The 15,047-nt window shown below is 63.7% G+C and carries 14 protein-coding genes; 12 read left to right on the top strand and 2 right to left on the bottom strand.

The window, feature by feature from the left end:
* The first annotated feature begins 128 nt into the window (after positions 1–128).
* The 9 genes from fliD to FHS48_RS17665 all read left to right on the top strand — a co-directional run bounded on the left by fliD (position 129) and on the right by FHS48_RS17665 (position 8,611).
* On the top strand, positions 129–1,802 hold the full coding sequence (fliD, locus tag FHS48_RS17705; protein WP_221443581.1) for a flagellar filament capping protein FliD: 1,674 nt from the start codon (positions 129–131) through the stop codon (positions 1,800–1,802).
* 26 nt (positions 1,803–1,828) lie between these two features.
* Positions 1,829–2,293, top strand: a complete 465-nt coding sequence (locus FHS48_RS17700; RefSeq protein WP_184265509.1) for a flagellar export chaperone FliS — start codon at positions 1,829–1,831, stop codon at positions 2,291–2,293.
* 161 nt (positions 2,294–2,454) lie between these two features.
* Positions 2,455–2,706 (top strand): single stranded DNA-binding domain-containing protein, encoded by a 252-nt coding sequence (locus FHS48_RS17695; protein ID WP_184265506.1) that lies wholly within the window; start codon positions 2,455–2,457, stop codon positions 2,704–2,706.
* A gap of 283 nt (positions 2,707–2,989) precedes the next feature.
* On the top strand, positions 2,990–3,655 hold the full coding sequence (locus FHS48_RS17690) for a flagellar hook assembly protein FlgD (RefSeq protein ID WP_260402568.1): 666 nt from the start codon (positions 2,990–2,992) through the stop codon (positions 3,653–3,655).
* A 29-nt stretch (positions 3,656–3,684) separates the two neighbouring features.
* Complete coding sequence (flgE, locus tag FHS48_RS17685; RefSeq protein WP_184265504.1) at positions 3,685–4,950, top strand: flagellar hook protein FlgE; 1,266 nt, start codon at positions 3,685–3,687, stop codon at positions 4,948–4,950.
* 100 nt (positions 4,951–5,050) lie between these two features.
* On the top strand, positions 5,051–5,350 hold the full coding sequence (locus tag FHS48_RS17680) for a hypothetical protein (protein ID WP_184265501.1): 300 nt from the start codon (positions 5,051–5,053) through the stop codon (positions 5,348–5,350).
* Between the two features lie 59 nt (positions 5,351–5,409).
* The gene (locus FHS48_RS17675; RefSeq protein ID WP_184265498.1) at positions 5,410–5,925 is read left to right on the top strand and encodes a hypothetical protein; all 516 of its coding nucleotides are present in this window, start codon (positions 5,410–5,412) and stop codon (positions 5,923–5,925) included.
* A 36-nt stretch (positions 5,926–5,961) separates the two neighbouring features.
* The gene (flgK, locus tag FHS48_RS17670) at positions 5,962–7,656 is read left to right on the top strand and encodes a flagellar hook-associated protein FlgK (protein WP_184265496.1); all 1,695 of its coding nucleotides are present in this window, start codon (positions 5,962–5,964) and stop codon (positions 7,654–7,656) included.
* Between the two features lie 49 nt (positions 7,657–7,705).
* Positions 7,706–8,611: a flagellin gene (locus tag FHS48_RS17665; protein WP_184265493.1), complete on the top strand. Its 906-nt coding sequence runs from the start codon at positions 7,706–7,708 to the stop codon at positions 8,609–8,611.
* 79 nt (positions 8,612–8,690) lie between these two features.
* Here the strand turns inward: FHS48_RS17665 and FHS48_RS17660 are convergent, their stop codons facing one another.
* Positions 8,691–9,206 (bottom strand): SRPBCC family protein, encoded by a 516-nt coding sequence (locus FHS48_RS17660; protein ID WP_184265490.1) that lies wholly within the window; start codon positions 9,204–9,206, stop codon positions 8,691–8,693.
* 103 nt (positions 9,207–9,309) lie between these two features.
* Here FHS48_RS17660 and FHS48_RS17655 point away from each other — a divergent pair, with 103 nt between their 5' ends.
* The 3 genes from FHS48_RS17655 to FHS48_RS17645 all read left to right on the top strand — a co-directional run bounded on the left by FHS48_RS17655 (position 9,310) and on the right by FHS48_RS17645 (position 13,999).
* Positions 9,310–10,233 carry a LysR family transcriptional regulator gene (locus FHS48_RS17655; RefSeq protein WP_184265487.1) on the top strand — a complete coding sequence of 308 codons (924 nt, stop codon included), beginning with the start codon at positions 9,310–9,312 and terminating at the stop codon, positions 10,231–10,233.
* A gap of 320 nt (positions 10,234–10,553) precedes the next feature.
* The gene (locus tag FHS48_RS17650; RefSeq protein WP_184265484.1) at positions 10,554–12,905 is read left to right on the top strand and encodes a mechanosensitive ion channel domain-containing protein; all 2,352 of its coding nucleotides are present in this window, start codon (positions 10,554–10,556) and stop codon (positions 12,903–12,905) included.
* 113 nt (positions 12,906–13,018) lie between these two features.
* A complete protein-coding gene (locus FHS48_RS17645) occupies positions 13,019–13,999 on the top strand; it encodes a threonine ammonia-lyase (RefSeq protein WP_184265481.1) in 981 nt (326 codons plus the stop codon).
* A gap of 5 nt (positions 14,000–14,004) precedes the next feature.
* Here the strand turns inward: FHS48_RS17645 and FHS48_RS17640 are convergent, their stop codons facing one another.
* Positions 14,005–14,718, bottom strand: coding sequence for an aspartate/glutamate racemase family protein (locus tag FHS48_RS17640; protein WP_184265478.1), 714 nt, complete (start codon positions 14,716–14,718; stop codon positions 14,005–14,007).
* Positions 14,719–15,047 lie beyond the last annotated feature (329 nt).

Genomic DNA, 15,047 nt, shown 5'->3' with positions numbered 1-15,047 from the left:
AAAAAACACCGCCTGAAGCGGTGGCGTGGTCCGTTCCATCCCGGAGAGCCCAGCCGTTCCGACCGCTCAGTGGACCCGGCGTCCGTTCTTTGGGGGCCAGCCCCCGTCTGCTGCCTGCCGGAGGGATCATGACCAGCGTTTCATCCACATCCTCGACCACCAGCGCCACCAGTTATTCCCAGAACCGCAATGACTTCGATACCGACAGTCTGGTCGAGGCCGCCGTGGCGGCCCGCCTGACCCGGGCGGATACCCTCAGCACCAAGGTCTCCGCCAACGAGACCAAGATCGCCGCCTATCAGGAAATGCAGACCCTGCTGCAAACCATGCAGACATCGCTGGGCACGCTGCGGTCGGAACCGGGGACCTCCGGCCGGGCCAATGATGCGTTCCGGGACCGCACCGCCTATGTCACCTCCTCGACCAGCACCACCGCCAGCACCATCCTTTCGGCGACCGTGGCCGACGGCACCGATCTTGGCACCCATTCCATTGAGGTGCTCCAGATCGCCAAGGCCGAGCGGCTGGGCAGCGGATCGGTCAACAGCCGGACCACGGCGCTGGGTCATGCCGGGGTTTTTACTCTCGGCACCGGGTCGTTATCGGCCTCGGTCACCGTCACCGCGACCATGACGTTGGATGATCTGGTGACGGCGATCAACGCCCAGAGCACCGCCTCCGGGGTCAAGGCGTCGGTGGTTAAGGTCAGTGACGGGGATTACATGCTGACCCTGACCGCTGCCGACACCGGGAAAAGCATCAACCTGACCGCTGTCAGCGGCGATGACGTGATGACGGCGCTGGGCGTCACCGACAGTGCCGGTGATGCTGCCGTGGTGTTGCAGGCGGCCCAGCCGGCGAAGCTGGTGGTGGACGGGGTGACGGTTGAGCGGTCAGGGAATTCCATTGACGATGTGATCGACGGTGTCTCTCTTACCCTGTACCGCGCCGAGGAGGGCAACAGCCTGACGCTGGAGGTCGATAACGACCTGTCCGGCATCATGGATCAGATCACGGCACTGGTGGAGGCTTACAATGCCTTCCGGGAGTTCGTGCTGACCAACCAGACCACCGGGTCTGATGGCAGTGCCGATGACAGTGCCGTGCTGTTCGGTGATGCCACCCTGCGCTCGGTGTCGCAGCAGATGCAGACCATCCTGACCACCGAGGTTAACGGGGTGTCGCTGGCTGATATCGGTCTGTCCTTTGACAGCAGCAACGCGCTGGAACTGGACAGCACCGCGCTGGAAGATGCGCTGCTGAACAATTTCGAGGCGGTGCAGACCCTGTTTTCCTACCGGATGGAAAGCTCCACCTCCTCGTTGCAGCTGCTGCGTCACGGTGACGGCCCCGACAGCGCCAGTTTCACGCTGGATGTGACGGTGGATTCCTCCGGGGCGCTGACCGCTGCGACGGTGGGCGGGAATGCCTCTCTGTTCACGGTTTCGGGCAGCACCATCACCGGGGCGGCGGGCACCGCCTATGACGGGCTGGTGTTTGTCTATACCGGTAAGACCGCGCAGAGCATTTCCGTCAAATTGTCTCAGGGGATCGCAGATTCCCTGTGGCAGGTGACCGATACCGTGGCGGACAGCTACGACGGATCCCTGACCGGGATCATTTCGACCCTGCAGAAAACCAACACTGATCTGACGGACCGGATTTCCACCATCAAATCCAATGCCGAAACCTACCGGTCCTACCTGTTGGACAAGTATGCCCGGATCGAGGCCAAACTGGCCAAGGCCCAGTCGGTGCTGGATCTGCTGGAAGCCATCAACAATGCCGAGAGCAGCGCGTAAGGCTGCGCCGGAGAAGGAGACCTGCCATGATGCCGATGCCCGATCCCCGCCGTGCCCGCAAGGCGGTGGGAGTCTATCAGTCCGCCCTGATGACCGTGCCGCCGTTACAGGCGGTGGTGATGTTGTATGACCGTGTGCTCGGCCACCTGCACGGGGCGGCGGTGGCGGCCCGGAGCGGGGAGTATCCGCGCCAGCTGGAGGAGTCGATGCGGGCGGTGGAGATCCTGCGCGGACTGCTGTCGGTGCTGGATGTCGCCCGGGGCGGCGAGGTGGCGGTGCGGCTGGGGGAAACCTACCGCAGCAATATGACCGCGATCCTGTCCAGCCTTGGCAGCCCGGAGGCCGAGAGCTGCTATGACCGTATCAGTCGCGGGCTGCGCAGCCTGCGCAACTCCTGGGCGGAAAATGCCGGAATGGCGGTGGCAGAGCCCAGAAAAACAGTGGATCCGGCCCTGTCTGCGCCTGAAGGGCCTGAAGGGGCGGCAAATTAAGCTGTCTATTTTCAGGGGGGCCAGAAAAACGGTGGATCCGACCCCCGTCTGCGCCTGATGGAACGGTAAAATAAGCTGTCTATTTTCAAGGGGGTCGGATACTCTCTTGTGCCCGGTCAGAACTGGCCGGTTGACCATGCCGAAGAAGAATTCGAGGCACCATGACTGAACACCCCCTGACCGTCGCGGCGTTTGTGACGCTGCTTGACACCAATGGTGCCGATCTTGCCGTCTGGCCGGAGGATCAGCGCCGCGCTGCCGAAGCCTTGCTGACGGACTCTGACGAGGCCGTCGCGGTTCTGGCGGAAGCCGAAGCCCTGCACAGAACGCTGAAGAACAGCCGGATCAAGGCCCCCGAGGGGCTGGTGGACCGTATTCTTGCGGCCTCCGGTGCCGGTAAGCCGAAAAACTGACACCTTTCCCGGATCCGTTCCGGCAGCGGCTTCCGCCGTTGACGGGGCCATCCCTGAAGCAACCCTCCCGCGGCCTCCGCGTGGAGGGTTGTTTTTTGCGCCTGATCCGTCGGCAGGAACCGTATAAAGAACGCCGGTTTCAACTCCATGTCATTGTGGATAAGTGACGTGAATTTCTCAGAAGAAGTCGGAATTTTTTCCGCCTGATAGACCTGCATTGCACCGTAACAGACCACAGAAGCGGCACATGACTGTCGCAATGTCTTTATCGGAGCGGGTCAGAATGTCAGCCATTTCTTCTATGACGGCCACGTCTTCTGCGTCGTCTTCGTCCTCGACATCATCGGGTATTTCCGCCAATTACGAGATGTTTCTCAGCCTGCTGACCACGCAGCTGAAGAACCAGTCGCCGCTGGACCCGATGGATGCCCAGACCTTCACCTCGCAGCTGGTGCAGTATGCCGGGGTCGAGCAGCAGATTCAGGTCAATGACAAGCTTGAGACGGTCATCAGCAAGCTCGACAGCTTCTCCTTCAGCAGCGGTGTCGGTTACCTCGGCCACGCGGTTGAAGCGTCCGGCGATACCCTGGGGGTTGACAGCAGCGGCAGCGTCGGCGGGGCGTGGAAGTATAGCCTGCCCAGTGAGGCGTCCTCCGTCACCCTCAGCATCGCCAACAGCGACGGCACCGTGGTGTGGTCCGGCAGCGGGGAGACCGCGTCCGGCAGCCACACCTTCAGCTGGGACGGCAAGGATGCCAACGGCTACGCCGTCGCCGCCGGGGATTACACCCTGACCGTTGCCGCCAAGAACAGCAGCGGCAGCACCCTCTCTGCCTCCACATCCATCACCGGCACCGTCACCGGGGTCGACTCCTCCGGCGGCAGCACCGTCTTCGAGATCGGCGCCACCGAGGTGTCGATGTCCGATGTCACCCGGCTTGTGGCCTGACCCCGGCCCCTGAGAAAAGGAAGACGACCATGAGTCTCGCCGGAGCCATGAACACCGCCGTGTCCGCCCTGAAGGCCCAGAGTCAGGCTCTGGCGATGGTATCGGACAATCTCGCCAACTCCAGCACCTCTGGCTACAAGGCGGTGACCACCCGCTTCTCAACGCTGGTGACGCAACAGTTTTCCAGCACCTCCTACCCGTCGGGCGGGGTGTTTTCCACCGTGCGCCAGAACGTATCGGCGCAGGGGCTGGTGACTTCCACCACCAATGATACCGATCTGGCGCTGGACGGGAACGGCATGTTCGTGCTGACCGACAGTGTTGACGGAAACGCCGCCTACTTCACCCGCAACGGTCAGTTCACGGTGAATGATGAGGGCTATCTGACGCTGGGCAACTACTACCTGCAAGGCTGGCCGGCGGACTCCTCCGGCAACATCTCGCAGGGGGCGACCAACAGCATCGCCACGCTGGACTCGATCAACGTCAACCGGTTTTCCGGGATGTCGTCGGCGACCACCACCGAGACCATCAAGGCCAGCCTGCCCGCCAGTGCCGATGTGTTGGATGAACATTCCGCCACCATGGAAGTGGTGGATTCCCTTGGCATCGCCCACACCGTGACCATGACCTTCACCAAGACCGATACCAATGAGTGGTCGATGGAGCTGTCCAACCCCACCAAAGCGTCGGACAGCACATCCACCACCGGCACCAGCAGCGGCGGGCCGTACACCATCACCTTTGATGAGAGCGGTAACCTCAGCTCCACCACGCCGTCGCCGGTGACCCTGTCGGTCTCCGGCTGGACCACCGGTGCCGCCGACAGCACCATCACCCTGGATCTGGGCGAGAGTGGCAGCGGCAACCGCCTGACCCAGAAGACCAACACCGATTCCATCTCCATCACCAGCATTTCCGGCAACGGCATCACCTACGGGGCCTACAGCGGGGTGGAAGTGTCCACCGACGGCACGGTCTACGCCAAGTATGACAACGGCCAGCAGCTGGCGATCTACAAGCTGGCGGTGGCGACCTTCCCCAATGTCAACGGCCTGAATGCCCTCAGTGACGGGGTGTATCAGGAGTCCAATTCCTCCGGCACTTACGCCCTGCAAAAGGCGGGGGAAAACGGGGCAGGGACCATCAAGTCCAGCGCGCTGGAAGCCTCCACCGTTGATACCGCTGACGAATTCACCCGGATGATCGTGGCGCAGCAGGCCTATTCCGCCGCGTCACAGGTGATCACCAGCACCAAGGACATGTTCGACAGCCTGATGTCAGCGGTGCGCTGACGGTCTGTCCTGATGTCAGCGATGCGCTGACCGGCTGCCCGCCGCGTCCGCCTTTTGTTTCTGCCCTGTTGTCCTGCCCTGACCTGAACAGGAGACCGCCATGTCCAAACTGTCTGCCTTTACCCTGTCGCCGGACCGTGATGTTGCCCTGTCGCTGCTGGAACGGCGTGCCGACCGGGTGATTGCCGATGCCGCCGATCTGGCCCGCTCTGTCGCTGACCAGTTGCAGACCCTGCCGCCGGAGGAACGCCGCCTGCTGCAACGCCAGTCAGCGGCGGCGGCGGCGGATCTGGAAACCCTGCTGGATGAGCTGGAAGGGGAGCTGTCGGCGCTGGCGTCGGATCTGCACGCCGTCACCCTGCACACCGGGGCGGCCACCGCCTACCGGCGTCTGGGATAGGGCGTTTTGGCTGCCAGCTCCTGTTCCTCCGTGTTTCCCCTCCTGTCAGGAGACTGATCATGCGTTCTCCCCTGTCCCCCCGTCCGCCGGTCACCGGCCCGTCTGTGTCCGGCCCGCTGGAGTCCCGTCCGCTGGTGGGGCGTTCCGCCGGGCAGCGGCTGCTGCGGTCGCGGCCGATTCAGGTGGTGATCGACGAGCTGATTGCGGTGATGACCGAAGAAAATCAGGCACTGGCCGCCGGGTTTCCGGCCGGTCTGGTGCATACCGTGGATCAGAAACAGGCCCTGAGTGAGGAATATGCCCGGCTGTGGGAGACGCTCAGCCTGTCTCTGCCGCATCTGCAACAGGTTGATCCGGGTGCGGTGGATCTGCTGATCCGCCGGGTACGGCTGCTGCGGGCGGTGGCGGATGAGAACATGGCCCGGCTGGAAACCGCCATGCAGACCTCCCGCCGCCGGGTGGAGGCGGTTCTGACCGCGCTGCGCACCGATACCTCTCCGGGCACCGATAGCCCGGCCCCGGCCGTGCCGCTGGCGGCCCGCCTGTCGGTGCCCGAGACCGCCTATCACGCCTGAGGCCACCACCCCACCCGTCCCTCCGGGGGAACCGCGATGTCCCTGTCCCTTGCCCTGTCCTCGGCGAACAGCTCGCTGCGGACTATTCAGACCCATCTGGCGGTGGCGTCCTCGAACATTGCCAACAGCGATACCGACGGCTATTCGGCCAAGTCGGCGACGCAGGTCAACACCGTCAGCAGCGGGCAGGGGACCGGCGTTACCCTGAAAGTGATCCAGAGCCGGGTTGACGCCAATCTGGTGCGCTCGATCGTGTCCGCCGGATCGGCCTCCGGGGCGGCCGATGTGACGGCGGATTTTCTGGGCCGCCTGTCGGATGCGCTGGGCTCACTCAGCAGCACCGGCAGTGGTCAGACCCTGTCTTCGGCGGTGGCCGATGCGGTCTCCGCGCTGGAAGAACTGGCGACGACCCCGGAAAGTGCCACCCTGAAGACGCAGGCGGTGATGGCCTTTGACGATGCCGCCAGTGCCCTGCGCTCCACCTCGGCCTCGGTGCAGTCGCTGCGTCAGCAGGCGGACAGCGGGATCGGGGATGCCGTCAACGCTGTTAACGACATTCTGGCGCAGGTGTCGGCCCTGAATGACAGCGTGGTCCGCACCCGGCAGGCCGGGCAGTCCACCGCCGATCTGGAAGACCAGCGCAACGGCCTGATCCAGTCGCTGGGCGGATATCTGGACATTACCACCTTCAACGACAGCACCGGGGCGACCAAGATCTATACCAGCACCGGGGAACCGCTGCTGACCTCGGTGGTGCATCCGCTGTCCTACGACACGGCCTCGGGCGTTGATGCCAACACCACCTATCCCGGCGGCTTTTCCGGGATCATGCTGAATGGCAAGGATATCACCGGCAGCCTGAAATCCGGGTCACTGGCGGCGCTGGTCACTTTGCGCGACACCACCCTGCCGGGGATTCAGGAGGAGCTGGACGATCAGGCCCAGACCCTGATGGACACCCTGAACAGCCTGCACAACGGCAATACGGCGGTTCCGGCCCCGGCAACGCTGACCGGCACCACAACCGGCCTGAGCGGCAGCGATGGCCTCAGCGGGTCCGGTATCCTGCGGGTGGTGGTGTCGGACAGCAGCAGTGCGACGGTGGCAGCGCTGGACATCGATCTGTCCACCGTGGCGACGGTCGATGATCTGCTGACCCAGCTGAACAGCCTCGGCGGTCTGTCCGCCAGCCTCAACAGCGACGGGGCCCTGGTGCTGTCCACCACCGACAGCGCCAATGGCGTGTCGCTGTCCGGCGGGACGCTGGCGGGGGAGGGGGCCTCGGCCTTTTTCGGGCTGAATGATCTGCTGACCGGCAGCGGGGCAACGGATATCGCGGTGCGGGCGGATATCCTCAGCACGCCCTCCCGTCTGGCGACCGGAACCGTCAGCACGGCGGCGACACTGGCCGCCGGGGATGTGGCGCTGACCGCCGGATCCGGCTCCCCGGCGCAGGCGATGGCGGATGCGCTGGCATCGGCGAAAATCAGCGCGGCGGCGGCGGATCTGGTGGCGCAGGTCGGAACCAGCCTGACACAGGCAAAAGCCGACCAGACCGCCGCGGAAACCACCCTGACCACCCTGACCGACCGGTTTTCCTCGAAATACGGGGTGAATGTGGACGAGGAAAGCGCCCGCATCACCGATCTGGAGAACGCCTATTCCGCTTCGGCCCAGATCATCTCGGCGGTGAACGAGATGTTCCAGACCCTGTTGCAGGCGGTGAAGTAAGGCCAGATGTCGGCCCACGGGCAGATCAGTACAGGAAGGACCCGACACCATGATCCAGCGCGTTTCCTCCGCCGGTCTCAGTGATATTATGCTGCGCTCAGCCATGGCCCTTCAGGCGCGGATGGCGGAAAAGCAGGTGGCCTCAGCCTCCGGGTTGGTCACGACCACCTATGGCGGGTTGGGGGCGACGGCGGGGACCGTGCTGTCGCTGGAATCGGTGATGACCCGCACGCAGGCATGGTCCGGCAACACGCAGGTGGCGGTGGACCGCTCTCAGGCGATGTACAGCGCGCTGGGGTCGATGATTGATCAGCTGTCCTCGCTGCGGTCGACCCTCAGCGCCGCCCGCAGCGATGCCTCGGCCTCGGTCGATTACAACGGCATCGGGGCAGGGGTGCTGGACGATCTGGCCCAGCAGATGAACTTACAGATGGACGGGCGCTATCTGTTCAGCGGCAGCCGCACCGATACGGCACCGGTGGATACCACGGCCCTGTCGGTGCCGACGGTGCCATCAACCGCAGACACCGCCTATTTTCAGGGGGATTCGACGCTGGCGTCGGTCCGGGTCTCGGCAGACCAGACCATTCAGTATGGGGTCAGCGCCGGCGGAACCGGGTTTGAGAAAGCGCTGCGGGCAGCCAACCTGCTGGCGAACCTGACCACCAGCCCGATGGATACCGATGCCATCACCGAAGCCTATGATCTGGCGACGGAAGCGCTGGAAGGGCTGCTGGCCGATCAGGGGCGGCTGTCGGTACAGTCCAAACGGCTGGAAAATGCCCAGACTGCCCAGAGCGACATGCTGTCTTTGCTGCAGGACCGCGTGACCGGCCTGACGGCGGTGGATACCGCCGAAGTGACGGTGGAGCTGTCGCAGTATGAAAGCACGCTTCAGGCTTCCTACAGTGCCATTGGCACCATGTTCAAACTGTCGCTGACGGACTATCTGTAAGTTGGCGTATTGATTTTCATTAAATATCAAAGGCTTGATGAAGGGCGGCCCGCCGGAAACGGACCGCCGCTCACATCGTTCACTGTTTTGCGGTGCGGGCGGCGGCGACCAACCCGTCAAGCCATTCCTGATGGCCGTTAATCATCGGGTTGGGAATGGTCCGGGCCAGTTGCCGGGCGGGGGCACCATTCTGCGTTTCCTGGGTCAGAATGCGGACACGGTTTTCCGAAAGGTCCTCAATCAGCCAGGCGTGGTGAACGTCCAGCCGGTCAGCGGCTCCGTCTTCTCCCGACCAGCCATGCCAGGCGATGCGTGCGGGTTGCCCTTTAACCGGTGCCACATGCTCCACGACCCGGGCTTCAACCGGAAAGCCGAAGGTGCTGAAAAAGAAGCGGGTCCCCAGCGCGAGATCCGGTCCCGCAGCGTCATAAAAACGGATATCGGCACAATTCCGGTAATAGCCGGGCCAGCGGGCAGGGGTGTTCAGGAAGGGCCAGATGTCTTCCGTGGTCAGAGTGGCAATAATCACTTCGTTGGAACAATAGTTGTCGGTAAAGCCGGGGACATAGCCCGCAGGCCAGAGGATGTCACTCATGCGGATCTCCTGTGGATGTGCCGCTTTGCAGGAAGGGGGTGCTGGCACCATGCGGGGATCTTTGTTATAAGACAAATCTGGATATTTAATTTTTGATATCAGAATGAATGATATTAAGAGCCTTGACCTCAATCTGCTGAAGGCGCTGGATGCATTGCTGGAAACCCGTTCCGTTACCCGTGCGGCTGAACGGCTGGGACTGACACAGCCTGCGGTCAGCGGGCTTTTGGTCCGTCTGCGCGATGTGTTCGGAGACCCTCTGTTCATCCGGTCCCAGCGGGGTGTTGTTCCGACACCAAGGGCAGAAGCCCTTGGTGTGCCTTTGCGGCAGGCGCTGCGGGATATTCAGTCTCTGCTGACACCCGAGGCGTTTGTTCCGGCACAGGCCGCCATGACGGTGACGGTCGCGGCGACCGACTATGCACAGACAGCGGTGCTGCTGCCGTTGATGCTGCTGCTGCGTCAGGAGGCCCCGGGGATCCGCATTGCCGTCCGCCCGGTCGATCCTTCCGGCCTTGGTTCTCAGATGGAGTGTGGCCATCTCGATATGGCATTGATTACGCCCGATCTGGCGGCTGAAACGATGCGGCAGCGTGTGTTGTTTCACGAACACTATGTCTGCCTTATGCGCAAAGGCCATCCGGTGGCAGACACCCCATTGACGGTTGAGCGGTTCTGCGCCTTGGATCATGCCTTGATGTCGCACGACGGATCAAAGTTCCGTGGGGTGACGGATGTGGCGCTTGAAGGCCTTGGGCTCAGCCGCCGGGTGGTTGCTGTCGTTCCCAGCTTTCTTGTGTTGATTGACCTTGTACGGCGTTCTGATCTGGTGGCCATGGTCCCGGGCAGGCTGGCGACCGGGGTGAAGGATTGCGTGATGGTACCGCCGCCGGTTCCGGTCCCGGGCTTTACAAAGGTTTTGACATGGCACGAGCGGTTGCAGGCTGATCCGGCCCAGCAATGGCTTCGGGACAAGCTTGTGGGATGCATTCAGCCGACACCGGGGGCTTCCCAACGGTATTCATAACAAAAATTATGCGACAATTCGGTCTGTCAGTGGGAATCCCGGGATCAGGCGCGGATTGATAAGAGATATACATTCAATATCTCAAGTATCCTTATTGTATATCTTAATGCGGCTTTCCTCCGCCGCTCCGGGACCCCGGAGCGGCGGTAAGGGCTGTGGCAGGCCTGCCTTCCCGTTTCTGAACACAGCCTTGCCTCCCATCCCGGCGCGCCGGTCCCTGCCCGGCTGGTGTTGTGGCGGTTCCGGTTCCTTATGCTATTCTTCGCAGCCGCTTATGCGCCGTGGTCTTGCCTCTGCGGATCCGAGAAAAGGAGAAAGTCATGTCCCTCCTGACCGCCTTTAAGGTGGGGATCCTGAGGCTGGGCATTCTCGGCCTGCTGGTGACGGCCATGACCGGTCCGGCCGGGGCCCAGAGTCCGGTCCTTCCCCTTGCCGGTCCGGCGGGCGGTCCGGCGGGGACGGCAGCCTCCGCTCCACAGTCCGCAGATGACGGCGCCGGTCTGAAGCGGGCTCTGGAGGCGGCGCAGGCGGCCTTCCGGCGGGCGGCGGCAACAGTGGATCTGCCGGTTGGGGCCAGCCGTGAGGAGGTTCTGGAGCGGAACCACCTGATGGGGGAGCTTGTTGCCAGTCTTCAACATACCATTGAAGCGACGGAACGCCTGCCGGAGCTGCGCCAGCGGGTCGCCATGCAGGAGGTCCGGACCCGCGAATGGAGCAGGTTTCCGTCTCCCCCGCCCTATTCCATTCTGTTGGTCGATCAGCTGCGCTCGGCGCTGGATGCGGCAACCGTCAAGGTGCAGGGGGCCGAGGCCCGGGTCCTGCTGCTGAAGGATCAGGAACGTGATGGAGAGGAGCAGTACAGAGAGGCGGAGGTCGCCCGGCGCCAGAGTGAGGAACGGGCTGCCGAGGCCGGAACGGAAGAACAGCGCAACCGGCAGCGGTGGCGGAGTGAGCTGGCCGGGCTGCGGCTGCGGGCTGCGGCGGCCAGTCTGGAGGAGGCCCGCGCCCTGCGGGCGGTGACGGCGGCGGAAGCTGACGAGCAGCGCAGTCTGGTGACCTTGCTGGACAAGCAGGTGGCGGTGGCGCGGCAGACCACTCATTTCCCCCGTGCCGATCTGGAAACGGTGCTGGCTGACCTTGAGCACCGGCGGACGGATCTGGAGCAGAAAGTGGACGCGGCCCGTGCCGCAAGTCTGCGGTCCCGGCAGGAGTTGACAGCGGCGCAGCAGGCGGTTGCCCAGTTCAGGGAAGCGCACCCGGACGGCGGCGTTGCCGGAGACGGGACCGTTTCGCTGGCGGCGCTGGAACGGGCGGAGGATTTGCGCCGGTTGCAGGCGGATACCGATGATCTGGCGGCCGAGGTTACTCACCGCGTGCTGGATGTTCTGGCCTGGGAACGGACCGGCTGGCAGATGCGCTGGCTGCTGCTCAATTCGGGGGATCATGACAAGCTGCGTGAGGCCCTGTCTGAGATGGAGATTCTTTCTCACCGCCTTCAGGCGTGGGGCCTCTATCTTGAGAACGAAATAGAACGGACCCTTAACCGCAGTGACCGTCCGGTGATCGGCCATGCCACCGGGGCCGATGATACCGCACAGGCCTTACAGCAGCGGCAGGTGGAGATCCTGCGCACGGCGCAGCAGGCGGTGGGAACCCTGCTGCGGACCCTCTCCCTCTGGCGTCAGGACTTACAGGCCCGGGGGGCGGACCGGACGGTCGGGATGGTGGCCCGCGAGGCGGCGTCGGACCTCTGGCGGGTCGTGCAGGATGTCTGGCAGTTCGAAATCTTCAGTGCCGAAGATACCCTGACGGTGGATGGCCGTACCGTGATCGCCACGCGCAGTGTCACCGTTGGCAAGACGGGGGGCGCCCTGCTGTTTCTGGCGGCGGGCTACTTCATCAGCTCCTGGGTTTCGCGGCGGCTGGGGCGCTTTGCGGTTGACCGGCTGAATGCCGGGGACGGTCATGCCAGCATGATGACGCGCTGGCTGCATTTCATGTTTCTGGGGCTGCTGTTCATCGCGGTTCTCTACATGGTCAATATCCCCCTGACCGTCTTTGCGTTTCTGGGCGGTGCGCTGGCCATCGGTCTGGGCTTCGGGACGCAGGTTCTGCTGAAAAATCTGGTCAGCGGCCTGATGCTGCTGGTGGAACGGCCGCTGCGGGTGGGGGACCGGATTGAGGTCGGCTCCGTCAGTGGCTGGGTTACCGATATCGGGGTGCGGTCCTCCACCGTCCGCACCAACGAGGGGATCGAAATCCTGGTCCCCAATTCGACCTTTATCGAAAACAACGTGACGAACTGGACCTATTCCAGCTCGGCGGTCCGCCGCTCGGTCCGGGTGGGGGTAGACTACGCTGCACCGCCGGAGACGGTCCGCGATCTGCTGCTTCAGATCTGCACCCGCCATGGTCAGGTTTTGCAGACCCCGCCCCCACGGGTTCTGTTCGAGGACTTCGGGTCGGACGCCCTGCTCTTCACCTTGCAGTACTGGATTGATTACAGTCAGACCTCAGATGGCGCACAGATTGCCAGTGATCTGCGCTTTATGATCCGGCAGGCCTTTGACGCGGCCGGAATCGGCATCCCTTATCCGCAGCGGGTCGTTCATTTTGCGCCCGCGCCAGCAGGGGCGCAGGCCACGGCAGAGGCTGGCGGCCGGTTTCCCTGATCCCCCCTGCCCTGCCAGTCCGTACGCTCCGGCCGCCGGGGCTTTTCCTTGCCTGCTGCTGCCTTCTGGGGCTTGATACGCAGGGTTGAAAGCCACAGTCAGGAGCACACCGGATGACAGGGTTCTCGGTTGACCAGATTCAGGCCGCCGCCACGCGGATTCAGGATGCGGTGGTGCGGACCCCGCTGTTGACGTCGCCGCAGCTGGATGCCCTGGCCGGGTGCCGGGTGTTCCTGAAGGCGGAATCTCTCCAGCGGACCGGATCGTTCAAATACCGGGGGGCCCTGAACACCATGCTGTCGCTGACGGCGGAGGAGCGGGGCCGGGGCGTCATCACCTATTCCGCCGGAAACCATGGTCAGGCGGTGGCGGCGGCAGCCCGGCAGATGGGCTGTTCCGCCACCATCATCATGCCCGCCGTCGCCCCGGCGGTGAAGGTGGACAACTGCCGCTGGTGGGGGGCGGAGGTCATTCTGTATGACCCGGCCACCCAGAACCGGGCGGAGGTGATGCAGACCCGCATGGAGGCCACCGGCGCGGTGTTCATTGCCCCGTTTGATGACCTGCGGGTGATGGCCGGTCAGGGCACCATCGGGCTGGAAATGTGTCGGCAGGTGCAGGATCTGGGCGAAACCTTCGATGCCGTGCTGCTGAACACCAGTGGCGGCGGGTTGGCCTCCGGGGTGACGGAAGCGGTGAAGGCGTTGTCGCCGCAGACGGCCTGCCATATCGTCGAGCAGGCGGGGTATCAGAAGATGGCGGCGTCGCTGGCGGCGGGTGTGGCGCAGACCATCCGCCCTGCCCCGCAGAGTATCATGGATGGGATCAATGGTCCGTCCGCCGGGGTGCAGCCGCTGGACGTGCTGCTGCGTCACGGGGTTACGCCGCTGGCGGTGTCGGAAGATCAGGTGCGTTATGCCATGAGTGTTGCGTTCCGGACCCTGAAGTTGGTGCTGGAACCGGCCGGGGCGGCGTCTCTGGCGGCAGTTCTGGCCAATCCGGGGCTGTTTGCCGGGCAGCGGGTCGGGCTGGTGGCCTCCGGGGGCAATGTTGACCCCGATGTGTTTATCGGAGCCCTTCAGGCGGCTGGGTGAGGGCCTCAGGCCCTCCCCTCCTCCGTCTCTCCAAGAGAATAGGCCATTGCGGCTTCGGCATGGATCCGGGTGGTGTCAAACACCGGAATGCTGAAATCCCCCTGTCCGATCAGCAGGGTGATCTCAGTGCACCCCATAATAAGGCCGTCTGCTCCGGCCTGCTGTCCGCGTTCGATCACGTCCAGATAGGCCTGTTTTGACTCCGGGCGGATCACCCCGTTGCACAGCTCTTCATAAATCACCCGGTGGACGGTGGCGCGGTCGCCCTCCTCCGGGATCAGGGTCTCGATCCCGTGCCGCTCCCGCAGGCGCTGCCGGTAGAACGGCTGTTCCATGGTAAAGCGGGTGGCCAGCAGCAACGGCCGTTGCGCCCCGGCCTGCTGAATGGCCCCGGCGGTGGCATCGGCGATGTGGATCAGCGGCAGGGCGCAGGCCGCTTCTATCTGGTCAGCGACCAGATGCATGGTGTTGGTGCACAGCACAAGGGCCTTGGCCCCTGCCCGCTCCAACCCCTGTGCGGAAGTGACCAGATGGCGCGCCGCCCCGTCCCAGTCTCCCGCATGCTGGCAGGCGGCGATCTCGGCGAAGTTGACCGAATGCAGAAGCAGGTCGGCAGACGCCAATCCTCCCAGCCGCTGCTGGGCGATGGTGTTCATGTGTTGATAATAGAGAACGGTGCTCTGCCAGCTCATGCCGCCGATCAGGCCAATGGGTTTCATGACGGTTCCTCCTGTTGGCAGGAGTCTGGCAGGGGGAAGGCCTGGATGGCAAGACGGCCTGTGGAATGCGGACGGAATGCGGGCCTCCTCCTCCCCTGCCCTCCCCTGTCGTTCTGTGGGTTTGGGCGCAAGTGCCGAGAAAAGAGTCATTTTCCTGAAAATAGTGTTTGACGGTTTTGTGTTGGGGACCTATAAAGCGCCTCCCGACGACGCGGGCCGCAGCGAGTAGCTGACGGGAAGCGGAGTTTGGAAGTCACCTTGGTGGCGCCGCTGTTAGACAAGTGAAGAGAGGGAAGGGATACGTGGGTATCTGGCCGGACGAATGGCTG

Source organism: Novispirillum itersonii (assembly GCF_014205675.1).
In the GTDB taxonomy this organism is placed as follows: domain Bacteria; phylum Pseudomonadota; class Alphaproteobacteria; order Rhodospirillales; family Rhodospirillaceae; genus Novispirillum; species Novispirillum itersonii_A.
The sequence above is the reverse complement of the archived record's forward strand: the minus strand, read 5'-3'. Positions and strand labels throughout refer to the sequence as shown.